Genomic DNA, 16,781 nt, shown 5'->3' on the forward strand with positions numbered 1-16,781 from the left:
GGTGACGGGCCGACCGGCCGGTGCGCCCGATCTCAGGCCAGCGCGGCGCCGTGCAGCACGAGCAGCGCCACCGCGGTCACGGCCATCGCCAGGGTCGCGAGGAACGGGCGCCGGCTGTGCGAGCCGGCCCGCGCCGGGAGGACGGTGGCCACGGCCAGTCCGCCGGTGACGGCCAGCGCGGTCCACCCGGCGGGCCCGGCCGGGCCGGGCGGACCGAAGACGAGGACCACCGAGGCGGCCACGAGCGGCACGGGGGCCAGGCTTCTGCTCCGGCGCCTGCCCAGCCGTTGTGGCAGGCCACGGATGCCGGCCGCGAGGTCGGAGTCGATGTCGGGCAGCACGTTGGTGACGTGCGCGCCCACGCCGAGCAGCGCGCCGGCGGCCATCGACCAGAGCGGCGGCAAGGGCCGGCCCGGCAGTCCCAGGGTGATGAAGGCCGGCAGCAGCCCGAAGGCCAGGGCGTAGGGCAGCCAGGACAGGACGGTCCCCTTGACGCCGAAGTTGTACGCCCACGCCGCGGCGACTCCGGTCAGGTGGGCGGCGCCGGCCGGCACGGAACCGGTGGCCAGCGACAGCGGTACGCACAGGAGCAGCGCGCAGCCGGCCGCGACCGACACGGTGACCGGCCGCAGCGCGCCGGACGGCAGCGGCTTGTCGTGGCGGCCCGCCGCCCGGTCCGACTGGAGGTCGATCCGGTCGTTGCTCCAGCCGACCGAGAGCTGGCCGGTGAACACCGCGGCGGCGATCAGCAGGCAGGCGAGCCGGCCGCGCCCCGAGGCCGCCGCCAGCGCGGTGATCAGCGCGGTGACCGCGACGGTGGGCTCCGGATGACAGGCCCGCAGCAGGCCGGCCACCGGGCGGGCCGGTCGGGGCGGCGTCAGCGCCTCCGGCGCCGGGGCGGGAGGGGCCGGGGTGCTGGACACGTCGTGATGCTAAGCGCTGCCGCGTCCCGGTCGGTGGATCAGCGCGCGGGAGCGGATACCCCGCGGCGCGGGGCGGTTGGGTCGCGGCCCGGGCCGCCGCCGGGTACCTCGGGCGGATCGGCACGACCGGTTGTGACACCGGGTGCTGACGCGCCCTCATCCGGAGGTTTCATACGGTTGCGGGCCTATGCTGGCGAAATGACCCGAATCGCCGCCGTTCACGGAGTGCTCCCGCCGTATCGGTACGAACAGCACGAGATCAGGGACGCGCTGGTGGCCATAGGGCTGGTGCGGGAGGAGGAGCGCGAGCTGCTCGACCGGCTGCACGCCGCCTCCACGGTCCGGTCCCGCCGGCTGGCGGTGCCGCTGGCGCGCTGCGTCGCGATGAGCGGCTTCGGGGAGGCCAACGACACCTTCATCGAGGTGGCCATGGAGCTCGGTGAGCGGGCGGTGACCGCCGCGCTCGACGAGGCGGGGGTGCGCCCGGCCGAGGTGGATCTGGTGATCTTCACCTCGGTGACGGGTATTGCCGCGCCCTCGATCGACGCCCGGTTGGCGACGCGGCTGGGCATGCGCCCGGATGTGCGGCGGGTACCGATGTTCGGGCTCGGCTGTGTGGCCGGGGCCGCCGGGATCGCCCGGCTGCACGACTTCCTGGCCGGCCGGCCGGACGGTGTGGCGGTGCTGCTGTCGGTGGAACTGTGCTCGCTGACCTTGCAGCCCGCCGACTCCTCGTTCGCCAACCTGGTGGCCGGCTCGCTGTTCGGGGACGGCGCGGCGGCGGTCGTCGCGGTGGGGCGGGACCACCCGGGCGGCCGCGGGGACGACGAAGAAGGCGACAGTGACAGCGACCGGAACGACAACGACGGCAGCGGCGCCGCCCGGAGAGGCAACCTCGGCGGCCCGACCGTGGTGGCCACCCGCAGCCACCTCTACCCGGACACCGAGCACCTGCTGGGCTGGAACATCGGCGACCGCGGCTTCCAGATCGTGCTCGACGGCGAACTGCCCGAGCTGGTACGGCGGCATCTGGGCACCGAGGTCCGCACGTTCCTCGCCGAACACGACCTCAAGCCGCAGGACGTGACGGCCTGGATCTGCCACCCCGGCGGCCCGAAGGTGCTCGAAGCGGTCCGGGACGCCCTCGATCTCCCGGCCCGCGCCCTGGAGCTGACCTGGCGTTCGCTCGCCGAGGTCGGCAACCTCTCCTCCGCCTCCGTCCTCCACATCCTGCGCGACACCCTGGCGCTGCGTCGCCCGCTGACCGGGACCTACGGGCTGCTGCTCGCGATGGGCCCGGGGTTCTGCTCCGAACTCGTCCTCCTCCGCTGGTAGGCCCGCTGATGTCCCCCTACACCCTGCTCATCGCGCTCGTGGCCGCCGAACGGCTCGCCGAACTCGCCACCGCCCGGCGCAACGCCCGCTGGAGCCTGCGGCAGGGCGGCACGGAGTCCGGCCGGGGCCACTACCCGGTGATGGTCCTGCTGCACACCGGGCTGCTGGCCGGCTGCCTCGCCGAGGCGCACTGGGCGCACCGGCCGTTCCTGCCCGCCCTGGGCTGGCCGATGCTCGCCCTCGCGCTGGCCGCCCAGGCCCTGCGCTGGTGGTGCGTCCGTACGCTCGGGCCGCGCTGGAACACCCGGGTCATCGTCGTGCCCGGACTGCCGCTGGTGGCGGCCGGGCCGTACCGTCTGCTGAGCCATCCCAACTACCTGGCGGTCGTCGTCGAAGGCGCCGCGCTTCCGCTGGTGCACGGCTGCTGGCTCACCGCGGTCTGCTTCACGCTCGCCGACCTGCCGCTGCTCGCGGTGCGGCTGCGCTGCGAGAACGCCGCGCTGGGCGAGGCGACGGCCGAGTGCCCCGGGGTGGCCGGCGGCGCGGCCCCGGGCGCGGCCGTCGCGGCCTCGTGATCGACCTGCTCATCGCGGGCGGCGGCCCGGCCGGGCTGGCCACCGCGATCCACGCGGCGCGGGCCGGCTTGCGGGTGGTGGTGGCGGAGCCGCGGCCGGGCCCGGTGGACAAGGCGTGCGGCGAGGGGCTGATGCCGGCCGCCGTCCGCGCGCTCACCGGACTCGGTGTCGCCGTCGAGGGCCATCCCTTCCGCGGCATCCGCTACCTGGACGACCGAGTGGAGGCCGAGGCACGCTTCCGCTCCTCGCCGGGGCGCGGTGTCCGCAGGACCGAGTTGCATGCCGCGCTGCTGCGCCGGACCGCCGAACTCGGCGTGCCCATCCTGCCGTTGCGGGTGGACCGGCTCCACCAGGACGCCGACCGCGTCACCGCGGCCGGCGTCACCGCCCGCTACCTGGTGGCGGCGGACGGTCTGCACTCGCCGATCCGGCGCGGTCTGCGGCTCGGCGTCCGCGGCGATCCGCGGCAGGCCCGCTACGGACTGCGCCGCCACTTCGCCGTGGCGCCGTGGAGCGACTGCGTCGAGGTGCACTGGTCGGCGCGGGCCGAGGCCTATGTCACCCCGGTGGGGCCCGGGTTGGTCGGGGTCGCGATCCTCACCGGCGACCGCGCCCCCTTCGAGGAACAGCTCGCCCGCTTTCCCCGGCTGGCCGCCCGGCTGCCGTCCGGCGCGGTGACCGCCACCCGCGGCGCGGGACCGCTGCGCCAGCGCGTACGGTCGCGGGTGGCCGGCCGGGTGCTGCTGGTCGGCGACGCGGCCGGCTACGTCGACGCGCTCACCGGCGAGGGCATCGCGATGGCGCTCGGCGCCGCCGCGCAACTCGTCCGCTGTGTGCGGGCCGACCGCCCGCAGGACTACGACCGGGCCTGGCGCCAGGTGTCACGGCGCTACCGGCTGCTGACCGGCTCACTGCTCGGGCTGCGCGCCCACCCCTGGTGCGCGGCCCGGATCGTGCCGACGGCCGCGCGCTTCCCGGCGCTCTTCGCGACGGTCGTCAACCAGCTCGCCTGACGCCCCCGCGCCCCGGCCGCGCCCCTCGCGGAAACGAGGGGCGGCCCGCCGGGAATCGGCGGGCCGCCACCTCGTGCGGTGCGGTTCAGTCGCTCACACGGTCAGCAGCCCCGGGTTGGCGGCCTTGTCGGTGGGCAGGAAGGTGTCCGGAACCGGGTACTGGCCCAGCACGAAGTGCAGGATCGACGCGTGCATCGCCTCCACCGGGGCGATGGTGGCCGCGGTCGCGATCCCGGCCTTGCCGGTGAGGCTGGAGAGCGCGGACAGATACGTCTGCGCGGCCTGGTTCTCCAGTTGCAGGGCGAGTTGGGCGACCGCGCCGACACTGGACGCGCTGTTGAGCGCGCTGGTGACACTGGCCTGGTTGGAGAGCGGGACGTTGCTGATCGCCGGCTTGCCCGCCGCGGTGAGCACCGCGTTCCAGGCCTTGGCGTGATCGGCGTGCTGAGCCATCGCGGTGGTCATGAAGGTGGAGACCGCCGGTGGCACCGAGCCGAGCTTGCCGGCCTTGCCCGCGGCCAGGGCCGCCTTGTAGGCACCGACGGCCTGGTTCTCCAAGGCGACCGCGAGGGCGACGACCTTCAGATCACCCGTGTACGTGCTGGAGTTGGTGCTCGCCGAACCGCTGCTGGACGGCGAGTTGGCGCCCGCGCCGGTGATCGGGGCGCTCGAGGTGTCGCTGCCGCCGCAGCCGGCCAGCGCGAAGGCGGCGGCGACTCCGCCCGCGCCGAGCAGGAAGCGGCGCCGGCCGGGGTCACGGGGGCCGTCACCGGGAGCGGCGTCGCCCGTGGTGCGGATCTCCTCGGCGAGGTCCACCGCACCGGCCCGCATGGCGGGCAGCGTCTCGAAGTGGGCGGTCTCCATGTCGCGGGTCAGGCCGGCGAGTTGTTCCTCGCTGATCGGCAGTTCCCAGCCGTCGTGCGTCGCGGTCACTTCACGGCCCCCTCAGTGATCGGCGAGGCGTTGACGGTCGGGTAGAAGGTGTCGGGGATGCCGACGGAGCCGATCTCGGCCGGCAGTTTGGCGACATCGGTCGGGATGGCGATGAGGTTGGCCATGTTGTCGGCGAGCAGCGCCTGCACCGTCAGCAGCGTGGCGCGGTGCTGTGCTTCCACCGGGGCGACCGAGCCGAAGAGCCTGCGTAGCGTCGAACTGCTCACCTGGCTCACGTTCTTGGTGTAGGTCTGGGCGGCCACGTCCTCCAGGGTGAGCGCCAGCTTCACCACGTCGGCCGGGGTCTTGATGGACGGCAGGGCCTGCTTGACGACCGCCGCGTACTTCGGGTCGGGTGCGTGCTGCGCCTTGCCGCCCGCCTGGGTCGCGGCCGCGTTGAACGCCAGGCCGTGCGCCTGGTGCTGGGCCATCGTCTTGCTGATGAAGGTCGCCACCGTCTTGTTGCCGTTCTTGATGAACGACAGCCCGGCGGCGGTCCGGTAGACGCTCACCGCCAGGTTCTCGATCGACGCCGCCGTCTGGAGCGCCATGATGTCGTTGTTGGTCGTCGCCGCGGCGGCCCGTCCGGAGGTCAGCAGCGCCCCGGCCCCCACCGCCCCGGCCATGACACCGCCGCGCCGCCACCATCGGCGCGACGGCGACGGCGGCGTCTCGGCGTAGTCCTTCAGCGCGTCCGCCGTGATCCGTACGGCATCGCTGTTCAAGTCCTGTGACTGCTCGGTCAGTTGTTCCAGCAGTCGGGTGTCGATGCGCTCTACGCCCATCACGCCCCATCTCTCCGCGCGCCCGCTCGGTTTGACGGACGCTCCGGAATACGTTCACCACTACGCAGTGCCCGGACGGGCCGCACGCGCTGGGTGACCGTCAGGTCCACCGGGACGGCCGAATACGCGGCCGCCGATCGGGGGGCGTCCGAACAGCGGTCGTACGGGCGGGCCGTGTTGGGCGCGCCGACGGCTCCGTGGGACGTCAGGAGGTTGTCGAGGCGAGTTCGGCTCGGATCTGGCGGGCGGCGGTGACGAGGTTGTGGAGGGATGCCGTGGTTTCCGGCCAGGTGCGGGTTTTGAGGCCGCAGTCGGGGTTGATCCAGAGGCGGTCGGCGGGGATGGCGTTTAGTGCTTGGCGGAGGAGGGTGGTGGTTTCGTTGGTGGTGGGGATGCGGGGGGAGTGGATGTCGTAGACGCCGGGGCCGGTCTGGCGGGGGTAGTGGTGGGCGGCGAGTTCGTGGGCGATCCGCATGCGCGAGCGAGCGGCTTCGAGGCTGATGACGTCGGCGTCGAGGTCGTCGATAGCCGAGACGATGTCGCCGAACTCGGCGTAGCACATGTGGGTGTGGATCTGGGTTTCGGCCCGGACGCCGCTGGTGGTGAGACGGAACGCCTCGGTGGCCCAGGCCAGATACGGGGGGCGGTCGGCGGCGCGCAGCGGGAGGGTTTCCCTGAGGGCGGGTTCGTCGACCTGGATGAGGGGGGTGCCGGCGGCTTCCAGGTCGGTGACCTCCTGGCGCAGGGCGAGGGCGACCTGGCGGGCGGTGTCGCCCAGGGGCTGGTCGTCCCGGACGAAGGACCAGGCGAGCATGGTGACCGGGCCGGTGAGCATGCCCTTGACCGGCCGGTCGGTCAGCGACTGGGCGTAGGTGGTCCAGCGCACGGTCATCGGCCCGGGGCGGGAGATGTCACCGGCCAGCACCGGGGGCCGCACGTAGCGGGTGCCGTAGGACTGGACCCAGCCGTGCCGGGTCGCCACATACCCGGTGAGCTGCTCGGCGAAATACTGCACCATGTCACCGCGCTCGGGCTCGCCGTGCACCAGCACATCCAGACCGGCCTCCTCCTGGAACGCGATCACCCCCGCGATCTCCGCCCTGATCCGTGCCTCGTAGCCGGCGGCGTCGATCCGCCCCGCCCGCAGATCAGCCCGCGCGGTCCGCAGTTCCGCGGTCTGCGGGAACGACCCGATCGTGGTGGTGGGCAGCAGCGGCAGGTTGAGGTGCTCGCGCTGGGCCGTGGTGCGTTCGGCGTAGGGCTGGGGGCGGCGGGTGTCGGCGTCGGTGACGGCGGCGGCCCGGGCCCGCACCACCGGATCATGCGTGATCGGCGAGTCCGCCCGGGAGGCGAGGGCGGCGCGGTTGGCGGCCAGTTCCGCCGCGATCACACCCGGGCCCTGAGCCAGGCCACGGGCGAGGGTGACGACCTCGGCGGTCTTCTGCCGGGCGAAGGCCAGCCATGACAGCACCGCCGGATCGATGTCCGTCTCCGGCGCGGTGTCCAGCGGGACGTGCAGCAGCGAGCAGGAAGCGGCCACATCCACCCGCCCGGCCAAACCCAGCAGGGTGTTCAGGGTGGCCAGGGACTCCTCGAAGTCGTTGAGCCAGATATTGCGGCCGTCGACCACACCCGCCACCAGCCGCCTGCCCGGCAGCCCCCCGGCAGCGGCCAGAGCCGCCAGGTTCCCGGCGGCGGGGCCGGTGAAATCCACCGCCAGCCCCTCGACCGGCGACCCGGCCAGCACCGGCAACGCCTCACCCAGCCGGCCGAAATACGAGGCCACCAGCAGCCGGGGCCGGTCACCCAGACCACCCAGAACCGCGTAAGCGCGCGCAGCCGCCTCCAGCTCCGCACCACTGCGGTCCTGCACCAGAGCCGGCTCGTCCAACTGCACCCACTCCGCCCCCGCCGCCCGCAGATCCGCCAGCACCCGCGCGTAGACGGGCAGCAGCCGCTCCAGCAGCGACAACGGCTCGAAACCCGCCGTCACGCCCGGCGCGGGCCTGGCCAGCAGCAGGAACGTCACCGGACCGACCAGCACCGGCCGCGCCGCATACCCCAGCGCCAGTGCCTCGGCCAGCTCACCCACCTGCCGCGTCGAATCCGCCGTGAACACCGTGCCCGGACCCACCTCCGGCACCAGATAGTGATAATTGGTGTCGAACCACTTGGTCATCTCCAGCGGCGCCGCATCCTGGGTACCGCGGGCCATCGCGAAATAACCGCCCAGCGCGGCACCGGCCACCGCCGCCCGGTGCCGCTCCGGAACAGCACCGACCATCACCACGGTGTCCAGCACATGGTCGTACAAGGAGAAATCACCGGTGGGCACCTCATCGATGCCCGCCTCGGCCAGCTGCCGCCAGTTCGCCCGGCGCAACCCCGCCGCCACCTCCCCCAACACCCCAGCCGTCACCCGGCCCCGCCAGTACCCCTCGACCGCCCTCTTCAACTCCCGGCTGCCACCCTGACGGGGATGGCCGTACACGGTGGCCCCGGCGGTGACGGGCGGCGGCGTGCTGGTCATGGCACTCTCCTTCGCGAGCAGGTCTCCGTGGCGATTCCGGTAAGGATCGAAAGCCGCGAACACGGAAAGGCCGACCATCGGCGACCGACCGGGACGGATGAGGGCGGCCCGGACGGACCGGTCGGGAAACACGCTACGGACCGCGCCCGCCGGACCGGCGCGCCGACCCGCCCGGGACACCCCGGAATCTCCGCACCCGGTTGCCGGGCGCCCGCCGCCGCCCCACCGGGACCGGGCGGGACGAGGACCGGACCCCACCGCTCACGGCCAGGTCGCCGCTGGGCCGCCACTGGGCCGGACAAACCCTAGTTCCAGGGCAGTTGGGATCGCTCGGCCCAGTAGGTGTCGCGGGGTTCGGCCAGTTCGGTGAGGGCGGCGAGCTGCTCCTCGGTGAGGTCGAGGCTTCGGGCCCGCAGGTTGGAGGTGAGCTGGGCGGTGGTGGCCGCACCTGACAGCACGGTGCCGGCCCAGGGCTGACGCAGGATCGCGGCGAGGGCGACGACGTCGTAGGAGACGCCGGCGGCCTCGGCGATCGGGCCGAGCACCCGGTCGGTCGCCTCTCCGCCCACCGCCAGCCGGCCGTTGGCGAGGCCCTCCTTGACGATGACGAAGCGGCCGCTCGCGTGGGCCTCGGCGAGCGCCGGGCCGACGGACGGCTCCAGGAGGTTCCAGGTGGCCTGGACACTGCGGAAGAGGGGTTCGCCGTCCACGGTGACGGCGAGCGCCGCGCGGACGGCGTCCGCCTGGCCGGGTCCGCTGGTGGACAGCCCGACGGTGACGCCCTCGGCCGCGAGCGCGGCGAGTCTGCGGTGCAGGACGGTGTCGGTCAGCGCGGTGCTGTCGGGGGTGATGGAGTGCACCTGGTAGATGTCGAGATGGTCGCCGAGCAGTCGGCGGGTCTCCACGACCTGCCGGTCGTACGCGGCGACGCTGTGGTCCTTGATCTCGGGGTGCTCGGCGTGGATCCGCCAGTCGGCGGTGTAGGTGTAGCCCCACTTGCTGGAGACGACCAGTCCCGGCCGCTCCTCGCCGCGGTTCAGCCATCCGGCGAGGAACTCCTCGGCCCGCCCGTAGGAGCGCGCGGTGTCGATGTGGCGGACCCCGTTGGCGTACGCCTGGTCCAGCAGGTCGTGGACCCGGTGGCGCATCGCCTCGACGTCGCGTTCCGGCGGCAGGTCGTGGTCGCGGCCGAGCGTGATGTAGCCGGGCCGGCCGACCGCGGCCAGGCCGAGCCCCATGTGTGCGGGCGAGTCGATCGGTGGTGCGGGCACGGTGGGCTCCCTGCGCTGCTCGACGGGACAGGTGACGGACTCACGCGCCCGCGCGATCACCGTAACCCGCCGGCCCGGTCGGCCACGGTCACCGGGGCCGCGTCACCGGCCCGGACCGCCTCGTAGGCCGGAGCGGTGGGGCCGCCTCATGGACCACACGCGCGCCGGCGGTCCATGAGGCGGCGATCGGGGGTCAGGCTCCGTAGACCTGGAGCCCGGAGAGCTGACCGGCCGGCCAGCCGGTGTTGGCGGTGAAGGTCAGCCGGAGGTAGCGGGTGGTGGCCGCGGTGGACAGGGTCAGCGTCACGGTGTTGCCTGAGGCCGGGTTGAAGGTGTAGCCGGCCGAGGCGAGGAGTTGGGAGAAGGTACTGGTGTCGGTGCCGCTCTGGACCGATCCCTGGACCGAGAGGGTCTGGGTACGGGTGGCCCAGGCGGTGGCCGGCGGCAGGGTCAGCACGATCCGCTTCACGCCGACGGCGGACCCCAGATCGACCTGGAGCCACTGCGGAAAGGCGCTGTTGACGGACTCCCAGTAGCTGTTGGGGTCGCCGTCGGTGGCGTTCGCCGAACCGTAGGACTGGGTGTGGCTGCTCTCGGAGGTGGCGCGGTTCAGCGCCAGGTCGGTGGTGGACGAGCCGCTGCCCGCGTCGGTGGTGGCGGCGGCCTGGTTGGAGGACCCGGAGACGTTGCCCGCCGCGTCGAGCGCCTGGACGTCGAAGGTGTACGCGGTGGCGGCGGCCAGCCCGGTGGCCGTGTAGGCGGTGGTGCCCGCGCCGACCGAGCCGAGGACGGTCGCGGTGGAGCCGGATATCCGGCGGATCCGGTAGCCGGTGACGCCCACGTTGTCGGTCGAGGCGGTCCAGGCGAGCGACACCGAGCCGCTGGTGTGGCCGGTGACGTGCAGACTGCCGGGGGCGGTGGGCGCGCTGGTGTCGCCGCCGCCGGAGACGACCGGCTGGGTGGGGCGGGTGGCGGTCAGCGCGATCTGGCCCTTGAGCATCCTGCCGCCGTCGCCGGTCAGCCGCAGGTAGTAGTCCGACGAGCAGGCGGTGCCGTCCTCGTCGAGGGCCAGGAAGCCGGAGTTGGTCGGCGTCCAGGCCTGCGATTCGGCGGTCTTGGCGATCTGGTTGCCCTCGTTGAACTCGTCGAACATCGAGATGTAGATGCCCTGGGCGCCGACCCGGACCATGTTGTAGAACTGCCGCCACATGAAGTCGCCGTGGACGCGCTGCCGGCCGGAGACGTCACCCGGCAGGACGCACGGCTGGTAGTCGACGCCGTGGGCGTTGCAGTCCGCCTGGTCGCCGACGTTGATGCTGTTGTAGATGCTGTCGGAGTCGCCCGCGTTGCCGATGGCGCCGACCATCCACGGCGAGAGCATGTTGAAGGCGTGGTAGACGTCGAGGTAGCCGGTGCGCGTGCCCGCGCCGCCGACCCGCCACTCGCGCGGTACTCCGCCGATGACGTAACAGCCTTGGGATTTCAACCAGTTGATGACGTCCAGGCACGCGTCCGTGGAGAACGGGTGGTTGTTGTCGTTGAAGCCGAAGCCCCAGATGCAGACGACCGGCTCGCCGTTCTGGGTGGCGTAGGCCGACGAGGCGGTGTGGGCCTTCATCTTGTTGGTCCAGTCGGCCTTGATCTCGGACTGCATGGTGGTCCAGCCGGACACGTCGTACATGATGTAGAACTTGACGCCGTGCGACTCGGCGGCGCTGCGCACCTTGGCGGCCATGGCGTCGCGCGTCGGGCCCTCCCCGCCGGTGGGGTTGAAGCGCTGGAGCGCCGCGGTGTCGATGCCGTACTGCTTCATCCACTGGAAGTGGGTGTCCACGGTCTGCTGGTCGTACGAGGAGAAGAGCGTGGCGGGCTGGCCGTTGCCGAGGTTGGCGTACGAGGTCTGGTAGCCGTGGGTGTAGTCCCGCATGTCGGGCCAGCACTTGATGCCGGTGTTCGACGGGGACGGCGGCTGGCCCCAGTTCTGGGTCCAGTGCCACCAGCCGTTGATGGGGGCGCCGTCACCGATACAGGCGAACCAGCCCTGGTAGCCGACGGTGATCTTGCCGACCACGTCGCCCACGGCGCTCGCGGCGCTCGCGCGGCCGGCGGTCGCGGTCTCGGCGACTCCGATCGATCCCGCGGCTCCCACCGCGATGGCGGCTTGCAGGAAGACCCGGCGTGTGACACCCATCTGGACTCTCCTCCGATCGGCTGTCAACTCCCGCCACCGCGCGACCTCGTGGGGTTCAGCCGCGGATGGGAAGTCTGGCGCGGGGGAGCGTAATGACCGGGTTACCTCGACGCAATAGTTGGCGCGTCAGGCGAAATAATTGACACTGATGCCGCAAGAAAGCGGGGCCAGTCCCTCGTAGGGCGGCCGGCGGACTGAGCGGCGGGGGCTGGCGCTGCGGCTCGACGACGCCGCCACGGGCAACGGGCTCGCGCTCGCCGAGCGGTGCCCGCCGGTGGGGTCCGGCGGGCACCGCGTCAGGTGTACCCGGTCGGTCGAGGTGCCGGTCCAGGTGAAGGAACGGCAGCTCGCGATCAACGGCCCTGCAACGCCTTGACGTTGGTGCCGAAGGTCCAGTTCTTCGAGCCGTCCCAGTTCAGCGACCAGGTCATCAGGCCCTTGAGGCTGCCGTGGAAGGCGTTCCACGCCTGGGCGACCAGACCGGTCGACATATAGCCGCCGCCGGCCCCCGACTGGGCGGGCAGACCCGGCACCTGCTTGTCGTAGGGGACCTTGACGGTGGTGCCCTGGACGACGAGGCCGTTGTTGAGGCACGTGGTCTGCGCGGTGAAACCGGCCACCGTGCCGGCCTGGTAGGAGTCGCCGGAGCAGCCGTACATGCTTCCGTTGTAGTACTGCATATTGAGCCACCAGAGCTTGCCGTTGTCCGCGTACTTCTTGACGATCGGCAGATAGGCGCCCCAGATGGAGCCGTAGGTGATGCTGCCCCCGGTGACGTAGGCGGTCTCGGGGGCCATGGTCAGACCGAAGCCGGCCGGCATCTGGGCGAGCACCCCCTCGATGATGCGGATGAGGTTGGCCTGTGAGGTGGAGAGCGTGCCGATGCTGCCGCTGCCCACGAGGCCGGTCTCGATGTCGATGTCGATGCCGTCGAAGTTGTACTTCTTCAGGATCGGCACGATCGTCGCCACGAAGCGGTCCGCGACAGCGCTGGAGCTGAGGTCGATCCCCGCGGCGGCGCCGCCGATGGACATCAGGATCGTCGATCCGGCCGCCTTGGCCTGGCACATCTCAGCGGGCGTGGCCACCTTGACGTTGGTGTCCATGCCGTCCTGCCACAGGGCGGTGCCGTCCGAGCGGATCACCGGGAAGGCCGCGTTGATCACGTTGTAGCCGTGCGCGGCGATCCGGCTGTCGGTGATGGGGATCCAGCCGAGTCCTGGATGCACCCCGTTGGCCGCGCCGTCCCAGTTCTCCCAGTACCCCTGGAGCACCTTGCCCGCGGGCCTGGATTTTGTGGCGCAGGTGTCGGCGCTCGGTGCGGCGTGCACCGCCGCCGCGACCGGAATCTGGGCGAGGAACGCCATGGCCAGGCCGACGCCCAGCAACCGTGTCCTCCGACCGATCATGCTGTGCTCCCTTCCCGTCGTGCGCCCTGAGGCCACGAGTTGGTAGAAGCCGCCGGACCGGAGCGTAGAAGTGGTCTCGACCACTCGTCAATAGGTCTGGACCAACCACCCCGGGGGCCGCCGGGACTGCGGAGCACGCCGCGGCGTGCCTACGATGGGAAGAGGCGTGCTTGGGACGGCACGGACACACCGCGCGAAATGGGGGTTTGCATGCCGGGGAGAGATCCCGGCGGCACGACACGGAATGTGATCGTGACCGTTGACGACGACGCTGCCGTTTCGCGGGCAGTCGCGCGTGACCTGCGCCGCAGATACGGCGGGGAGCACCGGATCGTACGGGCGGAGTCCGGCGAGTCGGCGCTCGGCGCGCTGCGCGAGATGCGGCTGCGCGGCGACCAGGTCTCGGTGATCATGGCCGACTTCCGGATGCCGGCGATGAACGGCATCGAATTCCTGGAACAGGCGATGGACATCTATCCCTGGGCCCGTCGGGTGCTGCTCACGGCCTACGCCGACACCACCGCCGCCATCGACGCGATCAACGTGGTCGATCTGGACCACTACCTGCTCAAGCCGTGGGACCCGCCGGAGGAGAAGCTCTACCCGGTGGTGGACGACCTGCTCCAGCTGTGGCTGACCAGCGACCGCCGTCCGGTGCCGGAGACCAAGGTCATCGGGCACCGCTGGTCGGCGCGTTCGTCGGAGGTCAGGGAGTTCCTGGCCCGCAACCAGGTGCCGTACCGGTGGTACGACAGCGACGAGGACGAGGGACGCGGGCTGCTCGCCGCGGCCGAGCAGGACGGACTGCGGCTGCCGCTGGTCATCACCCCGGACGGCTCGGTGCTCGTGCAGCCGTCCGACCAGGACCTGGCCGGTGGCGCGGGCCTGTCCACCACCCCCTCGGCGCGGTTCTACGACCTGGTGGTCATCGGGGGCGGTCCGGCCGGCCTCGGCGCGGCGGTCTACGGCGCCTCGGAAGGGCTGCGCACCGTGCTGGTGGAGCGGACGGCGACCGGCGGACAGGCCGGGCAGAGCTCCCGGATCGAGAACTACCTCGGCTTCCCTGACGGCGTCTCCGGCGTCCAGCTCACCGAAAGAGCGCACCGGCAGGCGACCAGGTTCGGCGCCGAGATGCTGACCGCCTGCGAGGTCACCGGTCTTGAGATCAACGGCTCCTCGCGGACCGTACGGTTCTCCGACGGCCTGGAGGTCTCCGCGCACACGGTGATCCTGGCCACCGGTGTGTCCTACCGGCAGCTCGACGCGCCCGGAGTGGCGGATCTGACCGGCCGCGGCGTCTTCTACGGTTCCGCGCTCACCGAGGCGGCCGGCTGCCAGGGCCAGGACGTCTACATCGTCGGCGGCGCCAACTCCGCCGGGCAGGCGGCGGTCTATCTGGCCAGGGGCGCCAAGTCGGTGACCATCCTGGTCCGCGGCAGCTCGCTGACCGACTCCATGTCCCACTATCTGATCGAGCAGATCTCGGCGACCCCCGGCGTGTCGGTCCGCACCTCCACCGAGGTGGTCGCGGCCCACGGCAGCGACCACCTGGAGCAGATCACCCTGCGCGACACCGCCAGCGGCGACACCGAACTGGTCGACGCGCAGTACCTGTTCGTGTTCATCGGCGCGGCGCCGCGCACCAACTGGCTGGACGGCGTGGTCAGGCGCGACGAACGGGGCTTCGTCATCGCGGGACCCGATCTGGCGCCTGCCGGGCAGCGCCCGGACGGCTGGCCGCTGGACCGGCCGCCCTACCACCTGGAAACCAGTGTCCCCGGAGTGTTCGTGGCCGGTGACGCCCGCGCGGAATCCGCCAAACGTGTCGCTTCGGCGGTGGGCGAGGGCGCGATGGCGGTCATGCTCGTCCACCGATATCTGGAGCGGCTGTGACTGTCGAACAGACCCCGTGCACCCCGGACGACCTGCGGTCGCTGTTCCTCTTCGAGAAGCTGTCCGAGGAGCAGTTGGCGTGGCTGTGCGAGGAGGGCCGGGTCGAGGCGGTCGGACCGGGTGAGCTCTATGTCGAGGGCGACGAGGCGACCTGCTTCTACGTACTCCTCGAAGGCACGGTGGTGATGCTGCGCCGGGTCGGCGCGGACGACGTCGAGGTGAGCCGTACGTCCCAACCGGGTGTCTACGCCGGGGCGTTCCAGTCGTATCTGGGCGACCGGGTGCCGCAGGTCTACAACAACACGCTGCGGACCACCGGGCCGTCGCGGTTCTACGTACTGCCCGCCGACAAGTTCGCCGGGATGATGCGGGACTGGTTCCCGATGGCCGTGCACATGCTGGAGGGGCTCTTCTTCGGCAGCCGGACGACCCGGCAGGTGGTGGACCAGCGGGAGCGGCTGCTGGCACTGGGCTCGCTCTCGGCCGGACTCACCCATGAGCTGAACAACCCGGCGGCCGCGGCCCAGCGGGCCACCGCCACCTTGCGGGAGCGGGTCGCGGGGATGCGGCACAAGCTGGGCGCCATCGCGGGCGACCCCAGCCGGCGGGCCGCCATCGCCGCACTGGTCGAACTCCAGGAGCGGGCGGTCGAGCAGGCCGCCAAGGCCACCCACGCGCCGCCGCTGAGCCCGGTGGAGACCTCGGACCGTGAGGACCTGATCGCCGACTGGCTCGACGACCACGGGGTGGCCGGCGGTTGGGACCTCGCCGCGACCTTTGTGCAGGCGAGCCTCGACGTCGACTGGCTCGACCGGGTGGCGGAGGCGACCGATCCCCAGACCCTGGACGGCGCGCTGCGGTGGCTCAACTACACCGTGGAGACCGAGCTGTTGATGAACGAGATCCAGGACTCCACCACCCGGATCTCGGCGCTGGTCGGCGCCGCCCGGCAGTACTCGCAGCTCGACCGGGCGCCCTTCCAGGTGGTCGACGTGCACGAACTGCTGGACAGCACCTTGCAGATGCTCTCCGGGAAGATCGGCGCGCGGATCGCCGTGGTGAAGGAGTACGACCGTACGCTGCCCCGGATCCCGGCCTACCCGGGCGAGTTGAACCAGGTCTGGACGAATCTGATCGACAACGCGGTGTCCGCCATGGCGGGCACCGGGACCCTCACCGTGCGCACCGCGCTCGACAACGACTATCTGCTGGTGGAGTTCCGGGACACCGGTGCCGGTGTGCCCGAGGAGATCAGGGAGCGGATCTTCGAGCCGTTCTTCACCACCAAGCCGGTGGGCGAGGGCACCGGTCTCGGCCTGGACATCTCCTGGCGGATCATCGTCAACAAGCACCACGGGGCGATCCGCTGCGATTCCACGCCGGGCGACACCCGGATGCGGGTACGTCTTCCGCTCAGCTCGCCCGCTCCCGCATCGGATTCCGAGCCCGATCCGGCGGCTGAATCCGACTCCCCGGTGCGGTCGGAACCGGCGGCACCGCCCAGCCAAGCAGTACAGGAGGAGCAGGCATGACCACAGCCCCAGGAATCGACCCGTCCGTCCCGCCGAGCGGGCCCGGCTGCGCCGACTGCGAGGCCGGTGACGGCTGGTGGCTCCATCTGCGCCGGTGCGCGGAGTGCGGGCACGTCGGCTGCTGCGACAGTTCGCCGTCCCAGCACGCGAGCGGACACGCGGCCGAGACCGGCCACCCGATCGTCCGCAGCTTCGAGCCGGGCGAGGCGTGGTACTGGAACTATGTCACCGAGAGCTACGTCGAGGACGGCCCCGAGCTGTCGCCGCCGATGAGCCACCCGGACGACCAGACGGTGCCGGGACCGGCCGACCGGGTGCCGCCGGACTGGGCCTCCCGGCTGAACTGACCTCGACCGCCCGGACCCTGACCCGGACAGCCGCCGAGGGCGCC

Annotated in this window: 13 protein-coding genes; 6 read left to right on the top strand and 7 right to left on the bottom strand. The window is 72.0% G+C overall.

Translation table 11 applies throughout. The features are described from left to right. Positions 1-32: 32 nt before the first annotated feature. Positions 33-923, bottom strand: coding sequence for a UbiA family prenyltransferase (locus OG519_RS01975; protein ID WP_405577806.1), 891 nt, complete (start codon positions 921-923; stop codon positions 33-35). 198 nt (positions 924-1,121) lie between these two features. Here OG519_RS01975 and OG519_RS01980 point away from each other — a divergent pair, with 198 nt between their 5' ends. Genes OG519_RS01980 through OG519_RS01990 form a run of 3 tightly spaced genes read left to right on the top strand, consistent with a single transcriptional unit; the run spans position 1,122 to position 3,846 of the window. Continuing rightward, on the top strand, positions 1,122-2,258 hold the full coding sequence (locus tag OG519_RS01980) for a type III polyketide synthase (protein WP_405577808.1): 1,137 nt from the start codon (positions 1,122-1,124) through the stop codon (positions 2,256-2,258). Between the two features lie 8 nt (positions 2,259-2,266). After that, on the top strand, positions 2,267-2,833 hold the full coding sequence (locus tag OG519_RS01985; protein ID WP_405577810.1) for an isoprenylcysteine carboxyl methyltransferase family protein: 567 nt from the start codon (positions 2,267-2,269) through the stop codon (positions 2,831-2,833). Next, positions 2,830-3,846 (top strand): NAD(P)/FAD-dependent oxidoreductase, encoded by a 1,017-nt coding sequence (locus OG519_RS01990; RefSeq protein WP_405577812.1) that lies wholly within the window; start codon positions 2,830-2,832, stop codon positions 3,844-3,846. The genes OG519_RS01985 and OG519_RS01990 overlap by 4 nt, the downstream gene beginning before the upstream one ends. Before the next feature lie 93 nt (positions 3,847-3,939). Here OG519_RS01990 and OG519_RS01995 read toward each other — a convergent pair whose 3' ends face one another. The 6 genes from OG519_RS01995 to OG519_RS02020 all read right to left on the bottom strand — a co-directional run bounded on the left by OG519_RS01995 (position 3,940) and on the right by OG519_RS02020 (position 12,965). Beyond that, complete coding sequence (locus OG519_RS01995) at positions 3,940-4,779, bottom strand: ferritin-like domain-containing protein (protein WP_405577814.1); 840 nt, start codon at positions 4,777-4,779, stop codon at positions 3,940-3,942. Continuing rightward, positions 4,776-5,564: a ferritin-like domain-containing protein gene (locus OG519_RS02000; RefSeq protein WP_405577816.1), complete on the bottom strand. Its 789-nt coding sequence runs from the start codon at positions 5,562-5,564 to the stop codon at positions 4,776-4,778. The genes OG519_RS01995 and OG519_RS02000 overlap by 4 nt, the downstream gene beginning before the upstream one ends. Before the next feature lie 205 nt (positions 5,565-5,769). Continuing rightward, on the bottom strand, positions 5,770-8,094 hold the full coding sequence (gene metE, locus OG519_RS02005; protein WP_405577818.1) for a 5-methyltetrahydropteroyltriglutamate--homocysteine S-methyltransferase: 2,325 nt from the start codon (positions 8,092-8,094) through the stop codon (positions 5,770-5,772). 305 nt (positions 8,095-8,399) lie between these two features. Next, positions 8,400-9,332, bottom strand: coding sequence for an aldo/keto reductase (locus tag OG519_RS02010; RefSeq protein ID WP_405592406.1), 933 nt, complete (start codon positions 9,330-9,332; stop codon positions 8,400-8,402). Between the two features lie 226 nt (positions 9,333-9,558). Next, the gene (locus OG519_RS02015; protein WP_405577820.1) at positions 9,559-11,556 is read right to left on the bottom strand and encodes a discoidin domain-containing protein; all 1,998 of its coding nucleotides are present in this window, start codon (positions 11,554-11,556) and stop codon (positions 9,559-9,561) included. Between the two features lie 353 nt (positions 11,557-11,909). Further along, the gene (locus OG519_RS02020; RefSeq protein WP_405577822.1) at positions 11,910-12,965 is read right to left on the bottom strand and encodes a chitinase; all 1,056 of its coding nucleotides are present in this window, start codon (positions 12,963-12,965) and stop codon (positions 11,910-11,912) included. A 210-nt stretch (positions 12,966-13,175) separates the two neighbouring features. Here OG519_RS02020 and OG519_RS02025 point away from each other — a divergent pair, with 210 nt between their 5' ends. The 3 genes from OG519_RS02025 to OG519_RS02035 are packed head-to-tail and all read left to right on the top strand — an operon-like array spanning position 13,176 to position 16,737. Then, positions 13,176-14,858 (top strand): FAD-dependent oxidoreductase, encoded by a 1,683-nt coding sequence (locus OG519_RS02025; protein ID WP_405577824.1) that lies wholly within the window; start codon positions 13,176-13,178, stop codon positions 14,856-14,858. Continuing rightward, on the top strand, positions 14,855-16,390 hold the full coding sequence (locus OG519_RS02030) for an ATP-binding protein (RefSeq protein WP_405577826.1): 1,536 nt from the start codon (positions 14,855-14,857) through the stop codon (positions 16,388-16,390). Before OG519_RS02025 ends, OG519_RS02030 begins: the two co-directional genes overlap by 4 nt. Further along, entirely contained in the window at positions 16,387-16,737 is a 351-nt protein-coding gene (locus OG519_RS02035) for a UBP-type zinc finger domain-containing protein (protein WP_405577828.1), read from the top strand. The genes OG519_RS02030 and OG519_RS02035 overlap by 4 nt, the downstream gene beginning before the upstream one ends. The last annotated feature ends 44 nt before the right edge of the window (positions 16,738-16,781 follow it).

Origin of the sequence: Streptomyces sp. NBC_01190 (genome assembly GCF_045039895.1) — a bacterium.
Classification (GTDB): Bacteria; Actinomycetota; Actinomycetes; order Streptomycetales; family Streptomycetaceae; genus Actinacidiphila.